This is a genomic window from Bradyrhizobium sp. 4, assembly GCF_023100905.1.
Taxonomy (GTDB): Bacteria; Pseudomonadota; Alphaproteobacteria; order Rhizobiales; family Xanthobacteraceae; genus Bradyrhizobium.
Genome location: NZ_CP064686.1, coordinates 2429751 through 2448758, shown reverse-complemented (window position 1 = coordinate 2448758; position 19008 = coordinate 2429751). Strand labels below are relative to the sequence as shown.

The 19008-nt window shown below is 64.8% G+C and carries 15 protein-coding genes; 2 read left to right on the top strand and 13 right to left on the bottom strand.

The genetic code is table 11. The annotated features are described in order from the left end of the window. Nucleotides 1-81: 81 nt before the first annotated feature. The 7 genes from IVB45_RS11225 to ltnD all read right to left on the bottom strand — a co-directional run bounded on the left by IVB45_RS11225 (nt 82) and on the right by ltnD (nt 11420). Nucleotides 82-1284, bottom strand: coding sequence for an efflux RND transporter periplasmic adaptor subunit (locus IVB45_RS11225; RefSeq protein WP_247359962.1), 1203 nt, complete (start codon nt 1282-1284; stop codon nt 82-84). After that, entirely contained in the window at nt 1271-4450 is a 3180-nt protein-coding gene (locus IVB45_RS11220; protein ID WP_247359963.1) for an efflux RND transporter permease subunit, read from the bottom strand. The genes IVB45_RS11225 and IVB45_RS11220 overlap by 14 nt, the downstream gene beginning before the upstream one ends. Nucleotides 4451-4604: 154 nt before the next feature. After that, nucleotides 4605-6299 carry a methyl-accepting chemotaxis protein gene (locus IVB45_RS11215; protein WP_247359964.1) on the bottom strand — a complete coding sequence of 565 codons (1695 nt, stop codon included), beginning with the start codon at nt 6297-6299 and terminating at the stop codon, nt 4605-4607. 254 nt (nt 6300-6553) lie between these two features. Continuing rightward, nucleotides 6554-8245 carry a methyl-accepting chemotaxis protein gene (locus IVB45_RS11210; protein ID WP_247359965.1) on the bottom strand — a complete coding sequence of 564 codons (1692 nt, stop codon included), beginning with the start codon at nt 8243-8245 and terminating at the stop codon, nt 6554-6556. Nucleotides 8246-8414: 169 nt separating this feature from the next. Further along, nucleotides 8415-9707 carry a 3-oxo-tetronate kinase gene (otnK, locus tag IVB45_RS11205; protein WP_247359966.1) on the bottom strand — a complete coding sequence of 431 codons (1293 nt, stop codon included), beginning with the start codon at nt 9705-9707 and terminating at the stop codon, nt 8415-8417. Further along, nucleotides 9704-10486: a 2-oxo-tetronate isomerase gene (otnI, locus tag IVB45_RS11200; RefSeq protein ID WP_027516788.1), complete on the bottom strand. Its 783-nt coding sequence runs from the start codon at nt 10484-10486 to the stop codon at nt 9704-9706. The genes otnK and otnI overlap by 4 nt, the downstream gene beginning before the upstream one ends. 16 nt (nt 10487-10502) lie before the next feature. Next, nucleotides 10503-11420: an L-threonate dehydrogenase gene (gene ltnD / locus IVB45_RS11195; RefSeq protein ID WP_247359967.1), complete on the bottom strand. Its 918-nt coding sequence runs from the start codon at nt 11418-11420 to the stop codon at nt 10503-10505. 103 nt (nt 11421-11523) lie between these two features. On the opposite strand from ltnD, the gene IVB45_RS11190 reads away from it, so the two are divergent. Then, nucleotides 11524-12198 (top strand): aldolase, encoded by a 675-nt coding sequence (locus IVB45_RS11190; RefSeq protein WP_247359968.1) that lies wholly within the window; start codon nt 11524-11526, stop codon nt 12196-12198. Between the two features lie 184 nt (nt 12199-12382). Here IVB45_RS11190 and IVB45_RS11185 read toward each other — a convergent pair whose 3' ends face one another. From IVB45_RS11185 to IVB45_RS11160, 6 genes are all read right to left on the bottom strand, one after another. Then, a complete protein-coding gene (locus tag IVB45_RS11185) occupies nt 12383-13087 on the bottom strand; it encodes an ABC transporter ATP-binding protein (protein ID WP_247359969.1) in 705 nt (234 codons plus the stop codon). Next, nucleotides 13071-13802: an ABC transporter ATP-binding protein gene (locus tag IVB45_RS11180; protein ID WP_007593737.1), complete on the bottom strand. Its 732-nt coding sequence runs from the start codon at nt 13800-13802 to the stop codon at nt 13071-13073. The genes IVB45_RS11185 and IVB45_RS11180 overlap by 17 nt, the downstream gene beginning before the upstream one ends. After that, a complete protein-coding gene (locus tag IVB45_RS11175; RefSeq protein ID WP_007593738.1) occupies nt 13799-14782 on the bottom strand; it encodes a branched-chain amino acid ABC transporter permease in 984 nt (327 codons plus the stop codon). The genes IVB45_RS11180 and IVB45_RS11175 overlap by 4 nt, the downstream gene beginning before the upstream one ends. Continuing rightward, nucleotides 14782-15660, bottom strand: coding sequence for a branched-chain amino acid ABC transporter permease (locus IVB45_RS11170; protein ID WP_026233279.1), 879 nt, complete (start codon nt 15658-15660; stop codon nt 14782-14784). Before IVB45_RS11170 ends, IVB45_RS11175 begins: the two co-directional genes overlap by 1 nt. A 152-nt stretch (nt 15661-15812) precedes the next feature. Beyond that, nucleotides 15813-17057 carry an ABC transporter substrate-binding protein gene (locus IVB45_RS11165; protein WP_027568940.1) on the bottom strand — a complete coding sequence of 415 codons (1245 nt, stop codon included), beginning with the start codon at nt 17055-17057 and terminating at the stop codon, nt 15813-15815. Nucleotides 17058-17146: 89 nt separating this feature from the next. Then, nucleotides 17147-17962 carry a putative hydro-lyase gene (locus IVB45_RS11160; RefSeq protein WP_247359970.1) on the bottom strand — a complete coding sequence of 272 codons (816 nt, stop codon included), beginning with the start codon at nt 17960-17962 and terminating at the stop codon, nt 17147-17149. Between the two features lie 121 nt (nt 17963-18083). Between IVB45_RS11160 and IVB45_RS11155 the strand changes: the two genes are divergently transcribed. Continuing rightward, entirely contained in the window at nt 18084-19001 is a 918-nt protein-coding gene (locus IVB45_RS11155) for a LysR family transcriptional regulator (RefSeq protein WP_027568938.1), read from the top strand. Nucleotides 19002-19008 lie beyond the last annotated feature (7 nt).

The following is a 19008-nucleotide window of genomic DNA, read 5'->3' as shown; positions in this document are numbered from 1 at the left end:
TTGCGCCGTGCCCACCAATCTTTTTAGGACCGCAGGGAGATGGTGGGCACGCTTCGCTTTGCCCACCCTACGAAATCGAGGCTACCCCTTCGGCGCCTGCTTTTCCGACGCGGTCGCCGGCTTGCCCTTGGCGCCGGCGCCGGTCACGCGGACCTGGTCGCCGTCGGAAAGGCCGTCCGGTGGTGCCGTGATGACGCGGTCGTCCGCTGCAATTCCCGAGGCGAGCTCGATTTCCTTGCCAAGATCGCGCGCGATGGTCACCGGCTTGAACAGCACCTTGTCGTCCGGACCGACGGTTGCGACGCGCAGGCCGCTGCCGTTGAAGATCAGCGCGCTGGCGGGAATGCTGAGCGGCGCGGTGTCGCGCTGCAGGCTCAGCTTCACGCTGGCGTAGCCGCCGGGCATCAGCTCGCCTGAGGAATTGTCGAGACCGAGTTGCATGCGTGTCGTGCCGGAGGCGACGTCAACCGCCTGTGAGGAAGCCTCCACCGTCGCCTGGAAGGTCCGGTTCGGATACTCCGGCAGCACGATGGCGGCCTTGGCGCCGATCTTGATCGCGGGCACGTAGTTCTGGGGCACGTTGATATAGACGCGCAGCTTGGTGATGTCGGAGACCACGAACATCGCTGGGCCCGAGCCGCCGCCTGAATTGATCAGCGCACCGACGTCAGTGTCTCGCGCCGTGACAACACCGTCAAACGGAGCGGTGATCTTCTTGTAACCGGCCAGCGCTTCGAGGCGCTCGACATTGGCCTGGCCCGAGCGAACCGCCGCGTTCTTGTTGGAGAGATCGGCGGTACGCTCGTCGATCTCCTGCGCGGAGACGAAATTGGAGGCGACCAGCGTCTTGCGGCGGTTGAGGGTGGCTTCCGACAGCCTGGCGCTGGACTGCTGGCTGGCGAGGTCGGCGCGGGCCTGAAGCAGTTGCTGGTCGAGGTCGGGCGCCTCGATCTCTGCGATCACCTGACCGGCCTTCACCCGCGCACCGATATCGGCGCTCCAGCTTTTGAGATAGCCGGGAACGCGGGCAAAGATCGGCGCGCGATAATAGGCCTCGAGACGGCCCGGCAAGTCGATGGTCGCATTGAGAGCCTTGGCGTTGGGCAGCGTCACCGCGACGCTGGGAACGGCCTGGTCATCGGTCCATGCCTTCAGCCTGGAGCCCTGCTCCTCGCGGGCACGGATGCCGGTGCCCACGACCAGGCCCGCTGCGATCAGCGCCACCACGCCGAAAATGCCCAGTTTCCGGTGCGACACCGGCGAGCGGGGTTCAGTGGGCGACATGCGGGGTCTCCAGGGAGGCGGCGGATTTGGCGCCTTGCTTCTTGTGTACCATGCTGAACACCACGGGAACAAACATCAGCGTGGCGAAGGTTGCAAAGATCAGGCCGCCGATCACGGCGCGGCCGAGCGGCGCATTCTGCTCGCCGCCCTCGCCGAGCCCCAGGGCCATGGGCGCCATGCCGATGATCATGGCGAGCGCGGTCATCAGCACCGGGCGGAACCGGACGAAGCCGGCTTCCAGCGCCGCGGCGATGGGATCGCCGAGCTCCTCGTAGCGCTCGCGCGCGAACGAGATCACGAGCACGCTGTTGGCGGTGGCAACGCCCATGCACATGATGGCGCCGGTCAGCGCCGGTACCGACAGCGTCGTCTCCGTGGCGAACAGCATCCAGACGATGCCGGCGAGCGCTGCGGGCAGCGCCGTGATGATCACGAAGGGATCGGACCAGGACTGGAAGTTCACGACGATCAGGAAATAGATCAGGACGACCGCCCCGAGCAGGCCGAACAACAAGCCGGTGAAGGCGCTGTTCATGGTCTGCACCTGGCCGAGCAGCACCACGGAAGAGCCTTTCGGCACCTCCTTGGCGGTGTCGGCGATCACCTGCCGGATGTCGGTCGCGACCGCACCGAGATCGCGGCCCGAGGTCGTGGCGAAAATCTGCACCATCGACTGGATGTCGTATTGCGAGACCACCGCGCTCGAGGTCGAGCGCTTGATATCTGCGATGCCGCCGAGGATCGGCGACTGCGAATTGCCGGCCGCCGTGATCGGCAACGTCTGAAGCGCGCTGAGCGAATCCATCTGGTATTGCGGCGTCTGCATCACGATCGAATAGGACACGCCATTATCCGGATTGAGATAGTAGGTCGGCGCCACCTGCGATGAGCCGGCAAGGTTGACGACGAGACTGTTGGTGACGTCGCGCTCGGTCAGGCCGACATATTGCGCGCGGGTGCGGTCGACATCGATGTTGAAGGTCGGATTGTTCGGCGACTGCTGGATGCGCGCATCGGCGACGCCGGGAATCCTGCGGACCTTGGCCAGCAGATTGTTGGCATACGCGAAGTTGGCACTGAGATTGGCGCCGCGGATCTGCAGGTCGATCGGCGCCGGCGCGCCGAAGTTCAGGATCTGGCTGACGATGTCGGCCGGCAGGAAGGCGAAGCTGACGCCGGGGAACAGCCGCGGCAGTTGCTCACGCAGTACGCGCACATGCTCCTCGGTCGGCTTGTGGCCTTCCTTCAGCTTGATCTGGATGTCGCCATCCTGCGGGCCGATCACGCCGGTGTTGTTGTAGGTCATGTTGATGCCGGAGATCGGCATGCCGATGTTGTCGGTCAGCGTTTCGATCTCGCCCGGGATCAGCTTGCGGATCGCCTTCTGCACGTCGGCGAGCTGGTTCGCGGTCTCCTCGACGCGGGTGCCGACCTGGGTGCGGACGTGCATCAGGATGTTGCCGGCATCGACCGCGGGGAAGAAGTTGCGCCCGAGGAACGGCACCAGCGCGAAGGACGCGCCGACCACGCAGAGGAAGCCGATCACGAACACCGGACGGTGCGCGAGCGCGAGCCCGAGGAAACTGTGGTAGCCGCCGCGAATACGCTCGAAGCGAGCCTCGAAACCGCGCTGGAACCACACCAGGGGATTGCGCGACTTCGGCGGACCGTCCTCGTGATGGACATGTGCCTGCAACAGATAGTTCGCCATGGTCGGCACCAACGTACGCGACAGCAGGAACGACCAGATCATCGCGAACATCACCGCTTCCGCCATCGGCACGAACAGGAAGCGCGCCACGCCGGTGAGGAAGAACATCGGCACGAACACGATGCAGATGCAGAGCAGCGAGACGAAGGCCGGCGTCACGATCTGGTTGGCGCCGTCGAGGATCGACTGCTCGACCGGCTTGCCCTGCTCCAGATGATAATTGATGTTCTCGATCGTGACGGTGGCGTCGTCGACGAGGATGCCGACCGCGAGAGCCAGGCCGCCGAGCGTCATGATGTTCAGCGTCTCGCCGATCGCCGACAGCATGATGATGGCGCCGAGCACGGAGAGCGGGATCGAGACCGCGATGATGACGGTCGAGCGCCAGCTGCCGAGGAACAGCAGGATCATGATGCTGGTGAGCAGCGCCGCGATCACGCCTTCGAACGCGACGCCTTCGATGGCGCCGCGGACGAACACCGACTGATCACCGATGAAGCCGATCTTGAGCGCGTCCGGCAGCTGGTCCTTGACGTCGATCACCTTCTGCTTAATGCCCGCGATGATGTCGAGCGTCGAGGTCGCGCCCGCCTTCAGCACCATCATCAACACCGAGCGGTTGCCGTCGACATGGACGATGTTGGTCTGTGGCGGGTTGCCGTCGCGCACGGTCGCGACGTCGCGCACATAGACCATCGCGCCGTTGACCGTCTTGATCGGCAGATTGCCGAGCTCCTCGATCTTCAGCGGCGAGTTGTTGAGCTGGATGTTGTATTCGAACTGCCCGATCTTCTGGGTGCCCACCGGCGTGATCAGGTTCTGGGCCGCGAGCGCGTTGGCGACGTCCTGGCCGGACAGGCCCCTCGCCTGGAGCGCGGTCGGGTCGAGGTCGATCTGGACCTGGCGCTGCTTGCCGCCGAACGGGTACGGGATAGCTGCGCCAGGCACGGTGACCAGCGGCGTTCGCAGCTGGTTGATGCCGATATCGGCGAGGTTCTGCTCGGTCAGCCCGTCGCCCGACAGCGCCACCTGGACGATCGGCACGGTGGAGGCGGAGTAGTTCAGGATCAGAGGCGGCGTCGCGCCCGGCGGCATCTGCTTGATCAGCGTCTGCGAGATCGCGGTGACCTGCGCATTGGCGGTGCGAATGTCGACGTTCGGCTGGAAGAAGATCTTGATGATGCCAAAGCCGTTATAGGAATTGGCGGTGATGTGCTCGATGTCGTTGACCGTCGTCGTCAGCGCGCGCTGGAACGGCGTGGTGATGCGGCCCGACATCTGGTCGGGCGGCAGGCCGGTGTATTGCCAGACCACGCCGATCACGGGGATGCGGATGTCCGGAAAGATGTCGGTCGGCGTCCGCAGCGCCGCCAGCGGTCCGATGATCAGAAGCAGGAGCGCGAGCACGACAAACGTGTAGGGCCGGCTCAGGGCAATACGGACCAGAGCAATCATTCGCCGGAAAATTCCAGGTCAAGCGAGGATACGGAATCCGCCCCCACGGGGATCCCTCCCTCCCTTTACCCGAGCACCGCCGGAAACGCCAATTTCCGGCATTCACTTCCGTGCTACCGCACTGCGGAACGCGCACTGCGGCCATGCGGCGGCCTCATGCGGCGCGGACCGAGTCCAGGAACTTGCCGACTTCGAGCTTGAGGCGGCTCGAATCGCGCGACAGCATCTGCGCCGCCGACAACACTTGCGAGGACGCCGACCCGGTTTCGGAAGCACCGTGCTGCACCTCGCCGACATTGGCTGACACCTGCTGGGTGCCTTGGGCAGCCTGCTGCACGTTGCGAGCGATCTCCTGGGTGGCCGTACCCTGCTCCTCCACCGCCGCCGCGATCGCCGAAGAGATTTCCGACAGGCGGGCGATCGTGCCGCTGATCTCGCCGATGGCACCAACCGATTCCTGCGTCGCCGTCTGGATGCCGCCGATCTGCTGGCCGATTTCGCCGGTGGCCTTGGCCGTCTGCTCGGCGAGCGCCTTCACCTCCGAGGCAACGACTGCAAAGCCGCGGCCGGCCTCGCCGGCACGAGCCGCCTCGATCGTCGCATTCAGCGCCAGCAGATTTGTCTGGCCTGCAATGGCGTTGATGAGCTCGACGACGTCGCCGATCCGGGACGCCGCCCGCGACAATTCGCTGACGCGTTCGGTGGTGGATTGCGCCTGGCTGACGGCCTCCCCTGCGATCCGGGCGGATTCCTGCACCTGCCGGCTGATCTCACGCACCGAGGAGGACATCTCTTCGGCGGCGGACGCCACTGAATGGACGTTGGTGGAGGCTTCTTCCGAGGCGGACGCGACCACCGTCGCCAATTCCTGCGCCCGACCGGCGGTCGAGGTCAGCGTCGAGGCCGACGCCTCGAGCTCGGTCGCAGCCGACGATACGGTCTCGACGATTTCGCCGACCGCGGCCTCGAAGCCGTCGGCAAGCTTTGTCATGTCGGCCTTGCGCTGTCCCTCGGCGCGGCGCTGCACCGCCTGCACCTCGTCGCGGCTGAAGCGGATGATCGTCTGCACCGTCTGCAGATTGCGCAGCGACTCGCCGATCTCGTCGTCACGCTCGATCAGGATGCGGTTGTCCAGCTTGTCCTGGACGAGGTTGACCAAGGTGTCGTTGAGCTGCTGCATTGGCCCCTGGACGGCGCGCATGGTCGTAAGGCCGGCAAAGCCGAGGACGGCAGCGCCGGCGACGGCCAGCAGCGCCAGGCTCAGGCTGGTCGTACCGCCGGTCGAGAGCGCTCCGCCGATGCCAAGCGCGAGCACGAACAGCAACTGGAGCGCCATCGTGGTGGCCAGGCGCGCCTTCAGCGTCCTGGTGAAGACCGCAAAATGGTCGAGCAGCGAGCGGCGGCGGATGATGCCGGCGTCAACGCGATAACCATGCGGCTTCTTCTCGCGGATCGCCGCGTAGACCTCTTCGGCCAGCTTGCGCTGGTCGGCTGGCAGTTTGGTGCGGATCGACGTAAAGCCCGTGACCTGGCCGTTCTCGCGAATCGGCGACGCCGTCGCCAGCACCCAGTAGAAATCGCCGTTCTTGCGGCGGTTCTTCACCGCGCCGAGCCACGGCTTGCCGGCCTTCAGCGTGTCCCAGAGATTGTCGAACGCCTCCGGCGGCATGTCCGGGTGACGGACGATGTTATGCGGCTGGCCGATCAGCTCCGCAGACGTGAAGCCGGCTGCTGCGAGAAAATCGTCGTTGAAGTAAGTGAGCTTGCCCTTGAGGTCGGTCCGGGAGACGATCAGCGTCTCGTCGCTGACGGGATATTCGACATCGGTGACGGGTAAATTCTTGCGCATGTGAGCCCCAGAAGTTGGATGAAATAAGCGGCTATTCCAATCAGGGCTGCAACCGGCGGTCCTTGAGACCATTCTCGTAAGCCGAATTTAACTATCAATGAAGGACACCACCCGCCCACTTCCGCGGAACCCCCATGATGGTACCTGCTACCGACATCGGGCTACCGGCGCTCGAAAAAAAAGAGCGGCGCTTGCGGCGCCGCTCTTTCGTCAATGGATGTTGACGCGGGGGTTTACGCCGCGCGCCTCGGTCGTTACGCCGCGCGGACGTTGGTCAGGAACTTGCTGACTTCGGTCTTGAGCCGGTTCGAGTCGTTCGACAGCATCTGCGCCGCCGACAGCACCTGCGAGGAGGCCGTGCCGGTCTCGGTCGCGCCGCGCTGCACGTCGGTGATGTTGGAGGAGACCTGCTGGGTGCCCTGCGCCGCCTGCTGGACGTTGCGGGCGATCTCCTGGGTCGCCGCGCCCTGCTCTTCCACGGCCGCCGCGATCGCCGACGAGATCTCCGACAGACGCTCGATGGTCGACGAGATCTCCTTGATGGCGCCGACCGAGTCGTTGGTCGCCGCCTGGATGCCGGAAATCTGCTGGCCGATCTCACCGGTCGCCTTCGCGGTCTGCTCGGCGAGCGCCTTCACCTCGGAGGCGACGACCGCAAAGCCGCGGCCGGCTTCGCCGGCGCGTGCGGCTTCGATGGTCGCGTTCAACGCCAGAAGGTTGGTCTGGCCGGCGATGGTGTTGATGAGCTCGACGACGTCGCCGATGCGCGAGGCTGCCTTGGAGAGCTCGCTGACGCGTTCGGTGGTGGTGCGCGCCTGGCCGACGGCGTCGCCCGCCATCCGCGCAGATTCCTGCACCTGGCGGCTGATCTCGCCGACCGATGAGGCCATCTCCTCGGTGGCCGAGGCCACCGACTGCACGTTGGTCGAGGCCTCCTCCGACGCTCCGGCAACCGTGGTCGCCAGCCGCTGGGAGCGGTCGGCGGTGGAGGTCAGCGTCGAGGCGGAGGCCTCCAACTGGGTCGAGGCCGACGACACGGTCTGAACGATCTCGCCGATCATCGTTTCGAATTCGCGGGTGATGTTGTCGACGCGGCGGCCGCGCTCGATCTTGGCTTCGGCATCGGCGGCGGCAGCCTGGTCGGCGGCCTTCTTGGCGATCAGCGCTTCCTTGAAGATCTGGAGCACCTCGGCCATGGCACCGATCTCGGTCTTCTCACCGCGGTGCGGCACTTCGGCGGAAAGCTCGCCCTTACCGAGTGCCTGCATCGGCTCGATGATCGAGTTGATACCGCTGGAGACGTCCCGGACGAGGTAGAAGCCGACGGCGATCCCGATGATCACGGCGGCGCCAAGAATGATCGAGACCAGCATGAAGGCGTAATTGTAGCTATCTGCGGCGTCCTGAGCTGCCTGGTCTCCACCCTTGGTGTTAAGCTCGATGTCCTTCCTCAGGACCTCGTCGGCCTGAAGCCCGATCTTGTTGACCGTCTTGGTGTTCAGCTCATGCGCCTCGTGCGGGACCTTGCCGGCCTCCTTGCGCGACAGCGCCATAACCTCCTGGGTGCCCTTCTTGTACTCCTCCCAGAACTTCGACCATTCACCGTAGAGTGCCCGTTCTTCAGGCGAGGTGATCATGCCTTCATAAGTCTTGCGAAACTTGGCGTTGGCCTCGATCACGGTCGCGAGCGTCTTTTCCATCGCGAGCTTCTCGTCCAGCGTTTCCGACAGCATATGCTCCCGGATGACGTTGCGGTAAGTGATCACGCCGGCACGCAAATCGCCGAGCACGCGCACGCTGGGCATCCAGCTCGTGGTGATGTCGACGGTGTTGGCATTCATCGACCGCATCTTCATGACGGCGAGCAGGCCCATGCCGGCCATCGCGACCAGCAGGAACGCCACGACACTGATGATCTTGGCGCGGATGGAAATAGTGGCGAGCATATGGAGTCTCTTTGTGCTGGCGCGGCGGCGCGTCCGGAAGCTTTACGAATCAACCTAAGGGAGCAGCACCGACATCCAACACCAGAGCACCTGAGCGGACGTTAACGACGACTCCGTACGAGTACGGAAGCCTGAAACAAGTGAACACGACGCTAAAAATGCCCTGCGCTCAGCGCATGAGCCCAAGCGCGTCGGAGAAAAACTCCGGCCCGCCGAAGTTTCCGGACTTCAAAGCAAGCAACATGTCGCCTTTTTCAGCACCGACCGCGCGCAGCACGGGAACGCCCGCCGCGATCTCTGCTCCCACGAGAAATCCGGGAATCTTCAGCCGGTCGACCACGGCGCCGGATGTTTCCCCGCCGGCAACGACCAGGCGCTTGACGCCGGCCCGCACCAGACCCTCGGCAATGTCGGCCATCGCCTGTTCGATGGCGTGACCGGCCGCGTCGCGGCCATGGCGCGCCTGGAGCGCGGCGACCTGATCCGGCGTCGAGCTCGATGCGATCAGGACCGGACCGTCCGCCAGTCGCGGCTTCGCCCAGGCCAGTGCGCGCTGGGCCTCGTCCTCGCCCGTAGTAATACGGTCCGGATCGAGATGCAGCACGGGCATGACACGCTCGGCATTGGCGATCTGCTGAAGCGTCGCCTGCGAGCAGCTTCCGGCCAGGCACGCCGCCGGTCCGCCGACCGCTGCCCCCGCCGCCTCGCTGCTCGCCGCGGTCGATGTGACCTTGCCTGTAGACACCAGCGCCCGCGCCAGCCCAAGGCCCATGCCGGAGGCGCCGACCGACAACCGATGCTGGGCAGCGACGAGGCCGATGGTTTCGAGGTCGCGATCGAACACGGCGTCGATGATCGCCGCGCCAATGCCCTTGCCGGCGAGTTCGGACAGCCGCGCCCGCACGGCATCCGCGCCGCGCGTGACGGTGGCGAGGTCGACGAGGCCGATTTGCGTCTTGCTCTGGCGCGCCAGCACGCGCACCAGGTTGGAATCGTGCATCGGGTTGAGCGGATGGTCCTTCAGCGGGCTCTCGTTCAGCGGCACGGCGCCGACGAACAGATTGCCCTGGTAGACGGTGCGGCCGGTCTCCGGGAAGGCCGGCGTCACCAGCACGGCCGCCTCGCCGCCATCGGCGCGCAGCGCGTCCATCACCGGGCCGATATTGCCGGCATCGGTGGAATCGAAGGTCGAGCAGATCTTGAACAGCACGTGGCTTGCGCCGCGGCCGCGCAGCCATGTCTCGGCCGCGCGCGAGCGCGACACGGCAAGGCCGGCCTCGATCGAACGGCTCTTCAAGGACACCACAACGGCGTCGACCTCAGGCAGCGCGAGATCGTCCGCCGGCACGCCGATGGTCTGCACGGTGCGCAGGCCGGCGCGCGTCAGCGTGTTGGCGAGGTCGGAGGCGCCGGTGTAGTCGTCGGCAATGCAGCCAAGGGATATTTTCGCTGCAACTGTCACGGCTTCACTCCCGCATAAGGCTTGAACCAGGCAAGGCCGTCGGTGGTCTTGCCGCGCGGATTATATTCGCAGCCGACGAAGCCAGCATAACCGAGCCGGTCGAGTTCGTCGAACAGGAACGGATAGTTCAGCTCCTCGCCATCAGGCTCGTTGCGCGAGGGGATGCTGGCGATCTGGATGTGGCCGATGACCGGCATCATCTCACGCAGCCGCATCGTGACGTCGCCATGGATGATCTGGCAGTGATAGATGTCGAACTGGAGTTTCAGATTCGGAAGCCTTAGCTCCTGGATCAGGTCGCGCGCGAACCCGAAATCGTTGAGGAAATAGCCGGGCACGTTCCGTGCATTGATCGGCTCGAGCACGATGTCGATGCCGTGCGGCGCAAAGAACTCGGCGGCCCACGCCACCGATTTGTAGAACGCCTCGATCGCGACGCGCTCGCCACGGTTGGCGATGCCCGCCATCAAATGCAGCCGCTTGACGCCGGTCGCCTTGGCGTAGGGAAGCGCGGTCTCCAGGCTCGCCTTGAGCTCGGGGAATCGCGACGGGAGTGCCGCAAAGCCCTTCTCGCCGGCATTCCAGTCGCCCGGCGGCAGGTTGAACAGCGCCTGAGTCAAGCCGTTGCGCTTGAGCCGCTCGCCGACCGCCTCGGCCGGATGCTCATAGGGAAAGAGAAACTCGACGGCGGTGAAGCCGGCTGCCGCAGCGGCATCGAAGCGGTCGAGGAACGGCACCTCGGTGAACATCATCGAGAGATTGGCGGCAAAACGGGGCATCGGAATCCTCTTATCCTTACTTGTCGCCGGGCAGTTTCACGCCGGTGACCCGCGCATACATCCGCGCCACCGACGCATCGTCGTCGCGGCCCATACCGGCGGCGGCTGTCATCAAGAACATCTGAAGTGCTGCGGCGGAGACCGGAACCGGGAATCTGGCACTGCGCGCCATGTCCTGGATGATGCCGAGGTCCTTGACGAAAATCTCGACCGCACTGCGCGGGGTGTAATCGCCGTCGAGCACGTGCGGCATGCGGTTCTCGAACATCCAGGAGTTTCCGGCGGACGCCGTGATCACCTCATAGACCTTGCGGATATCGAGCCCCTGCTTGGCCGCGAACGCGATCGCCTCGCTGGCGGCGGCGATATGCACGCCGGCGAGCAACTGGTTGATCATCTTGAAGGCGGCGCCCTGGCCTGCGGCATCGCCAAGTTCGTAGAGCTTTGCGGCCATGGCATCGAGCGCGGGCCGCGCTTTCTCGAACGCAACCGGACTGCCGGAGGCGAGGATCGTCAGCTCGCCCTGCGCTGCGCGCTGCGCCCCGCCGGAGATCGGTGCATCCAGATAGTGCCGGCCGGTCGCCTCCAACTGCTTGGCGAGACGCCGCGCCACGTCGGGATCCATGGTCGCCGACGACAGGAAGACGCTGTCCTTGGCCATGGTTTCGGCGACGCCATCCTTCCCGAACAGGATCGTCTCGGTCTGCGCGGCATTGACGACGACGCTGACGACGATGTCGGCGCCCTTGGCAGCCTCAGCCGGCGTCTTGGCGCCCGCGCCGCCCTCCGTCACGAAACGAGCCACCGCATCAGCCGAGACGTCGCAGCCGGTGACGACATGACCGGCGCGCTTCAGCGAGGTCGCCATGCCAAACCCCATCGAGCCAAGCCCGATGACGGCGATGCGCTGATTCTGTGACGTGGAGGCGGACATACAACTGATCCTTGCGACGTTCCCCGGAGGGCCGCCTTTTGCGGCAGCTTGCCAACCGAATAACACGGCTTGGCCGCGCTGCCAAAGCGTGAGACAAACGGACATGACGGCCATGAGCAACGAGACATTGCTGCGCGAAGACATTTGCCGTTTCGGACGTTCCCTGTTCGAGCGTGGGCTGACGCCCGGGTCCTCCGGCAATATCAGCGTCAGGCTGGACGGCGGCGGCTGGCTGGTGACGCCGACCAATGCCTCGCTCGGCTTCCTCGATCCCGCAAAACTGTCGCGGCTGGACGATCAGGGCCGACTGGTTTCGGGCGATGCGCCAACCAAGGAAGTTCCGCTGCACAATGCGCTCTACACCACGCGCGGGAGCGCAAGGGCGATCGTGCATCTGCATTCCACCCATTCGGTGGCGCTGTCGATGCTGCCGGAGATCGACCCGCGCGCCGCGTTGCCGCCGATGACGGCCTATTATCTGATGAAATGCGGCGCCACCGCGCTCGTGCCCTATTACCGCCCCGGCGATCCCGCGGTCGCGGATGCGATCAGGGGGCTGGCGGGAAAATACTCATCCGTGCTGCTCGCCAATCACGGCCCCGTCGTCGCCGGTGACACGCTGGAGGCAGCCGTGTTCGCGACGGAGGAGTTGGAGGAGACGGCGAAGCTGTATCTGCTGCTGCGCGGGATGAACCCGCACTATCTGTCGCCGGAGCAGGTGAAGGATCTGGTGAAGGTGTTTGGGCTGACGCTGCCGGAGCACGGGAACGAGGAATGAGCCTCGTGCAGCCGTGGGTGAACTAACACCGTCCTGCTCACCGCTGTCATTCCCCGCGAAGGCGGGGAATCCAGTACGCCGCGGCTTCTCGGCTCAATTCCAACGGCCTCTGGAATACTGGATCGCCCGCCTTCGCGGGCGATGACGCCGAGTGTGTTGCGTGAGCGTGCCCAACACCTCGCGGCTACAGCCCCAGATACGCCTTGCGCACGTCGGGATTGCCCTTGATCTCGCTTGCCGCGCCCTGCATCAGCACGCGGCCGGTTTGCAGGATATAGGCGCGGTCGGCGATCTCGAGACACTCCGCCATGCGTTGCTCCACGATCAGCACGGTCATGCCGGCGTCGCGGATGCGCTTCACAGCCTGGAAGATCTCGTCGACGAGCTTCGGCATGAGGCCCTGCGAGGGCTCGTCCAGCATCAACAGCCGCGGGCGCGTCATCAGCGCGCGGCCGATCGCGAGCATCTGCTGCTCGCCGCCGGATAGCGTCTCGGCCCGCTGCTCGAGGCGCTCGGAGAGGCGCGGAAAGAGCTGGAACACGAGATCGAGCGGGCTCTCGCGATCGGCCTCGCCGCGATAGAGATAGCTGCCGAGGCGTAGATTGTCGCGCACGGAGAGGCGCGGAAACAGGCGGCGGTTCTCCGGCACATAGGCGATGCCGGTCGCCGTGATGTGGTGCTGCGCCATGCCGTCGAGGCGCTTGCCGTCGAACGTCACCGTGCCCGATCGCGGGCGCTCGGCGCCGGCGATGGATTTCAGCAGCGTCGACTTGCCCGCGCCGTTGGCGCCGGCGACGCAGACGATCTCGCCCTTGGCGACTTCGATGCTGACCCCGGAGATCGCGACCAGGCCCTGATAGGCGGTCGTGACTTCACGCACCGACAGCATGACGATCTCCCAGATATGCGCTGATCACCTTGGGATCGCGAACGATTTCAGTGGGCTTGCCCTCGACCAGCACCTTGCCGAGGTCGAGCACGATGGCGCGATCGACCAGCGGCATCACGATCTCCATGACGTGCTCGACCATCAGCACGGTGATGCCGGCGTCACGCACCTTGCGCACCAGGGCGACGCCGGTCTGCGCCTCGGTCGGCGTAAGACCAGTGAGGACTTCGTCGAGCAGCAGCAATTTCGGTTCTGTTGCAAGCGCGCGCGCGACTTCAAGGCGGCGCTTTTCGGCCGGCACGAGGTCGCTCGCGAGCACGTTGGCGCGCGCGGCAAGGCCGGTAAATTCGAGCACCTCATGAGCCTTGCGGCGTGCCTCGCGCATTACGGTGTTGCGCACGAGAGCGCCGACGATGACGTTGTCGATAACGGTCATGGTCTCGAAGCTCTTGACGACCTGGAAGGTGCGACCGACGCCGCGCTGGCAGCGCTCGGCGGCCGGCATGCTGGTGACATCCTCGCCGTCGAACCAGATCGAGCCTTGCGTCGGCGGCAGCACGCCGGCGATGAGATTGAACAGCGTCGACTTGCCGGCTCCATTCGGGCCGATCAGGCCGACGATCTCGCCGCGGCCGACCGAGATCGAGACGTCGCTGTTGGCGACGAGGCCGCCGAAGCGCTGCCAGACGCCGCGGGTTTCAAGCAGCGGGGTCATCGCGTGGCTCCCTTCCGCTTCGCACGAGAGAACAGGCTCACCAGACCCTGGGGCAGGGCGAGCGAAATCAGCACGATCAGCGTGCCGTAGACGATGAGATCGACGCCGCGGCCGGAGCCGCCGATATAGGAGCGCGTCAGCTCCGTCATCGGGATCAGGATGGCCGCTCCTAACACGGGCCCCCAGAGGGTGCCGATGCCGCCAAGCACGGCCGGCAACGCCATCAGCAGCGAGAACTGGAAGCCCATGACGCTTTCAGGATCGATATAGGCGAGAAACTGCGCATAGAAGGCGCCGCCGATGGCAACGAGGAAAGCAGAGACGGCAGCCGCGCCCATCTTGGAGTTGAACACGACGACGCCGAGGCTCTCGGCCGCTTCCGGATTGTCCTTTACCGCGCGCCACCAGAAGCCCCATTTGGAGTCCTCCAACCACCAGGTGACGAACCAGGCGAGGCTGCATAGCACCAGTGCGAAATAGAAATACGGCAGCTTGCTGCGCATGAACTGGAACTTCAGCCAGCTGTCGCCGCGCACCGGAATGGTGATTCCCATCGCGGCCCCCGCCCATTCCCAGTTCTGGAACAGCAGCAGCCCGATCTCGGCGATAACGATGGTCGCGATCACGAAGTAATGGCCGCGCAGGCGGAAGAAGGGATAGCCGAGCCCCATCGCGATCGCGGCCGCGACTGCGCCGCCGGCGAGCATGCCGAACCATGGCAGCACGCCGAATTTGGTGAACAGCAGCTCGGTGGTGTAGGCGCCGATGCCGAAATAGAGCGCGTGTCCCAGCGAGATCTGCCCGCAATAGCCGGAGAGAATATTCCAGCTCTGCGACAGCGCCGCATACATCAAGGTCAGGATCAGGATGTTCTGGACGTAGACGTCCTTGATGAACAGCGGCGCGAGTGCCGCCAGGGCGGTCAACACCGCGGCGATGATGAGGTCGCGGCGGCGCCGCGCGGCAAAATCCTTGTCCATCACATCGATCCGAACAGGCCGCGCGGCCGGATGAAGACGACCAGCAGGTAGACGGCGTAAATGCCGACCGATTTCAGCGACGGCGGCAGTACCAGCGCGGTGGTGGCCTCGACCAGGCCGACGATGATCCCGCCGGCGAAAGCGCCGAACACGCTGCCGAAGCCGCCGAGCGCGACCGTGACATAGGCGATCAGCGCAAAGGACGCGCCGACGTCGGGATAGATATAGAAGAAGCTTGCCATGATCGCTCCGGCGAGGCCTACCAGCGCGGCACCAAGCCCCCAGCCGAGTGCGAACACGCGGTTCTTGTCGATGCCGACGAGGGCCACCGCGCCGGGATCTTCACGGGTGGCCTCCAGCGCGCGACCGAAATCGGTGCGATGGATGAAGAAGTAGAGGCCGGCAAAGGCCAGGATCGAAACCAGCGCACCCATGAGCTGCGGCTCCGGCAGGAAGACGCCGGCGATCGAGATCGTCTTGCCGCCGAGCCAGGACTGCGGAACGCTGCGATAGTCAGGCGTGAAGAAGAATTGCGCGAGGCCGCGCATCACGATGGCGAGGCCAAAGGTGGAGAAGATCTGCACCATGCCGGCATTGGCCTTGGCTCGCATGGCGAAGCGCACGATCAACAAATAGACCACCGCTCCGAATACGAACAGCGCGGCGGCTACCAGCGGCGCCGACAGCAAGGGGTCGATGGCGAAGAACGTGAACAGGAAGAAGCTCACATACATGGCGATCATCAGGAACTCGCCATGGGCGAAGTTCACGACGTCCATCAGGCCGAAGATCAGCGCGAGGCCGACGGCGATCAGTCCGTAGAGCAGACCCATGAGAAGGCCGCTCGCGAGACTTTGGATAATGGTTTGGGCTGTCAAAAGTCTGTCCCCCGAAATCCGTCCTCATCCTGAGGAGCGCGCACCGCGCGCGTCTCGAAGGATGGCCCAGCCCTCGTCCTTCGAGACGCGGGCTGCGCCCGCTCCTCAGGGTGAGGGCGGGAGCTACGATCTGTGCTCCCGCTCGCCGTGTCTTACTTCATCGGCCAGATCGCCTCGGCGATCGCGGCCTGCGGTGGGAAGATGGTGACGAACTTGCCGCCGACATATTGCAGCAGCACCGGGTCGGCGTCGTTGTTCTGGCCCATCTCGTCGAACTTGACGCGCTTCCAGGGCATGATGGTCTGCTCGCCCGGGATGTCGGTGGCGGCCAGCGCGTCGCGGATCTTCTCGCCGTCGGTCGACTTGGCGCGGCTGATGGCGTCGGCGAGGATGATCAGGCCCATGAACTGACGCGAGGTGAGATCGTTGAAATCCTTGCCCGACCGTGTCTTGAACATATCGTTGATCTTGCCGACCATCGGGCGCTTCTGCGCGAGATCGAGCGAGAAGGTGCCGCGCGAGATCACGCCTTCGAGCTTGTCGCCGACGGCGTCATAGAGCGCCTTCTCGGAGAAGCCCGCGTCCTGCGCCACGATCGCGTTCGGCTTGTAACCGAGCTCGCCCATGGTCTTCACCAGCAGGATGCCATCGGTGGTGTAGCTCGAGGGCATCAGCACGTCGGCGTTCGCGCTCTTGAGCTGCTGCACCTCGGCCGAGAGCGAGGGCGAGTTGGCGCGATATTTGATGTCGGAAACGATCTTGTAACCGCGCTCGCCGGCGATCTTGGCCTGGGCATTACCGGAATCGGTGCCGAAGATGGTGTCCTCGTGGAACAGCGACAGCGTCTCGATCTTGGTGCCCTTCTTCTTCAACGCATCGAAGAAGTCGAACATGGCGGCCGAGTACATCTCGTCATGCGGCGCGGCGCGGAAGTAATATTTCAGGCCGCGACGGTGCAGGCTCGGCGAGGAGTTGTCGGCGGAGACGAACGGGATCTGATAGCGCTCGCAGATCTGGCTGACGGTGACGGCGACCGCGCTCTGATAGGTGCCGATGATGGCGGAGACCTTCTCCTGCGTGATCAGGCGCTCGGCCTCGGCGCGGCCCTTCTGCGGATCGGCCTGGTGGTCGGCGAAGACGAGGCGCACTTTTGCCCCGCCGAGACCCGGCAAGCCTTCGCCCTTCGCCAGCGGCAGGTCGAAATCGGTGTCCTTGTTGATGACCTCGAGCGCGGTCTCATAGGCCTTCTGCGCATCGACGCCCTGCTGCGCGCTGCCGCCGGAGAACGGATAGATCACGCCGATCACGACTTCCGAAGTCTGTGCGCGGGCGGCCAGCGGCACCAGCGCGGCCGTAGCGGTGGCTCCCAACAATACGTCGCGGCGAGTGATCGTCATGGCAAAGTCCCCTGTTACTGAATTTCGGCTGATCGAATGAAGCGATTGATGGATTCGGTAAAGCTCGAAGAAGCAGCAAACGCTGCCCACTAAATCACGGCCATGGTCCTGTTCTTGAGATCCGTCACCAGCATCAGGCCGGGCGAATGCGTGATCGCGAACGGCAGCTTGGCAGCGTTGATGACCGATTGCGGTGTCACGCCGCAGGCCCAGAACACCGGGATCTCGTCGTCGGCGACCGGTACCGGATCGCCGTAATCGGGCTTGGCGATGTCCTTGATACCGATCAGGTGCGGATGGCCGAGATGCACGGGCGCGCCGTGCACGGCCGGATAGCGCGAGGTGATCTGCACCGCGCGGATCGCATCCGCCGGCTTGAACGGACGCATCGACACCACCATGGGACCGGCGAAGGGACCGGACTCGCCGCAAGCGATGTTGGTGCGATACATCGGCACGCGCACATTGTGCTCGATGTGGCGGATCGGCATGCCCTCGTCGAGCAGCGCCTCTTCGAACGAGAACGAGCAGCCGAGCACGAAGGTCACGAGATCGTCGCGCCAATGCTTTGTCACATCGGTCGGCTCGTCCACGACCTCGCCGTCGCGCCAGACGCGGTAGCGCGGCACGTCGGTGCGGATGTCGAGATCGGCGCCCAGCGCCGGGATGTGCGGACTGCCCACATCGGACATGCCGATGATGGGGCACGGCTTGGGATTGAGCTGGCAGAAGCGGTGAAAGGCGCCGGCATATTCCGCCGGCAGGATCGCCAGATTGCCCTGGACGAAGCCGGGGGCAACGCCGGCGGTGGAGGCGACCAGCCCCTCGCGGTAGGCAAGCCGCGCCTTGCGGCTCGGGAGCGTGTCGGGCGTTTCAGTTTGCTGCACTGCCACCAAAACAGTCATGGGATCGACCCTGCCTATAAACTCGACAAAGACAAGCCAACACCACGCGTGCTATAAAGTCTAATCTTCCTTTCTAATCAATATCGATAAATTTCATTTATCGGACGGGAAAATCCTTCCAATGCTGGACTTCAGATCGATCGAGACGTTCCTTTGGGTTGTGAAGCTCGGCAGCTTTCGCGGCGCCGCAGCACGCCTCAACACGACCCAGCCGGCGATCTCCCAGCGCATCGCCCAGCTCGAGCGCGAGATGGGGGTCAAGCTCCTGAATCGCGACCATCGCGTGGCCTCGCCGACGCCGAGCGGCCGGCAGATGATGGTCTACGCGGAGAAGCTGATCGGCCTACGGGCCGCGATGATCGCCGAGATCGGCGACCGCTCGGCGATGCGCGGCGTGATGCGGCTCGGCGTCGCCGAAACCATCGTGCACACCTGGCTGCCGCGGCTGGTGAAGAGCATGAACGAAGTCTACCCGAACCTGTCGCTGGAGATCGAGGTCGACATCACGCCGAACCTGACCGCGCGCCTGCTTGCGCAGGAGATCGAACTTGCTTTCGTCGTGGGTCCGCTCTCGGCCTCCGGGGTGCACAATCGCGTTCTCGCGGACTATCCGATCGGATTTCTCGCCAGCCCCTCGCTCGGCCTCGGCCATGGGCCGGTCACGCGGGCCGAGCTCGCCCGGTTTCCGATCATTACATTTCCGCGGAAGACGCGGCCCTACGAGGTCGTGCGCGAAGTGTTCGACCGGCCGGAGCTTCCGCCGATCCGGCTGCACGCCTCCGCCTCGCTTGCGACCGTGATTCACATGGCGGTCGAGGGCCTCGGCATCGCCGTGATCCCCGACGCCATCGTCGAGAGCGAGCTCGCAGACGGGCGGCTGCAACTGCTCGACACCGATCTCAAAATCGCGCCGCTGACATTCACCGCCAGCTGGCTCGCCTCACCCGACGTCGTGGCGGTGGAGCGGGTCGCAGAGCTTGCATGTCAGATTGCGCAGGGCAGCCTTACAGTTGACGCGCCCGCGCCGGCGCGTCATTGAAACAGGC

Excerpts from the sequence above, each read along its gene's own strand:
- IVB45_RS11215 (WP_247359964.1), bottom strand. The coding sequence starts at position 6,299 with ATGCGCAAGAATTTACCCGTCACCGATGTCGAATATCCCGTCAGCGAC.
- IVB45_RS11180 (WP_007593737.1), bottom strand. The coding sequence starts at position 13,802 with ATGACCCCGCTGCTTGAAACCCGCGGCGTCTGGCAGCGCTTCGGCGGC.
- IVB45_RS11225 (WP_247359962.1), bottom strand. The coding sequence starts at position 1,284 with ATGTCGCCCACTGAACCCCGCTCGCCGGTGTCGCACCGGAAACTGGGC.
- otnI (WP_027516788.1), bottom strand. The coding sequence starts at position 10,486 with ATGCCCCGTTTTGCCGCCAATCTCTCGATGATGTTCACCGAGGTGCCG.
- IVB45_RS11185 (WP_247359969.1), bottom strand. The coding sequence starts at position 13,087 with ATGCTGTCGGTGCGTGAAGTCACGACCGCCTATCAGGGCCTGGTCGCG.
- IVB45_RS11220 (WP_247359963.1), bottom strand. The coding sequence starts at position 4,450 with ATGATTGCTCTGGTCCGTATTGCCCTGAGCCGGCCCTACACGTTTGTC.
- IVB45_RS11160 (WP_247359970.1), bottom strand. The coding sequence starts at position 17,962 with ATGACTGTTTTGGTGGCAGTGCAGCAAACTGAAACGCCCGACACGCTC.
- IVB45_RS11175 (WP_007593738.1), bottom strand. The coding sequence starts at position 14,782 with ATGGACAAGGATTTTGCCGCGCGGCGCCGCCGCGACCTCATCATCGCC.
- IVB45_RS11190 (WP_247359968.1), top strand. The coding sequence starts at position 11,524 with ATGACGGCCATGAGCAACGAGACATTGCTGCGCGAAGACATTTGCCGT.
- IVB45_RS11155 (WP_027568938.1), top strand. The coding sequence starts at position 18,084 with ATGCTGGACTTCAGATCGATCGAGACGTTCCTTTGGGTTGTGAAGCTC.
- IVB45_RS11210 (WP_247359965.1), bottom strand. The coding sequence starts at position 8,245 with ATGCTCGCCACTATTTCCATCCGCGCCAAGATCATCAGTGTCGTGGCG.
- IVB45_RS11165 (WP_027568940.1), bottom strand. The coding sequence starts at position 17,057 with ATGACGATCACTCGCCGCGACGTATTGTTGGGAGCCACCGCTACGGCC.
- ltnD (WP_247359967.1), bottom strand. The coding sequence starts at position 11,420 with ATGTCCGCCTCCACGTCACAGAATCAGCGCATCGCCGTCATCGGGCTT.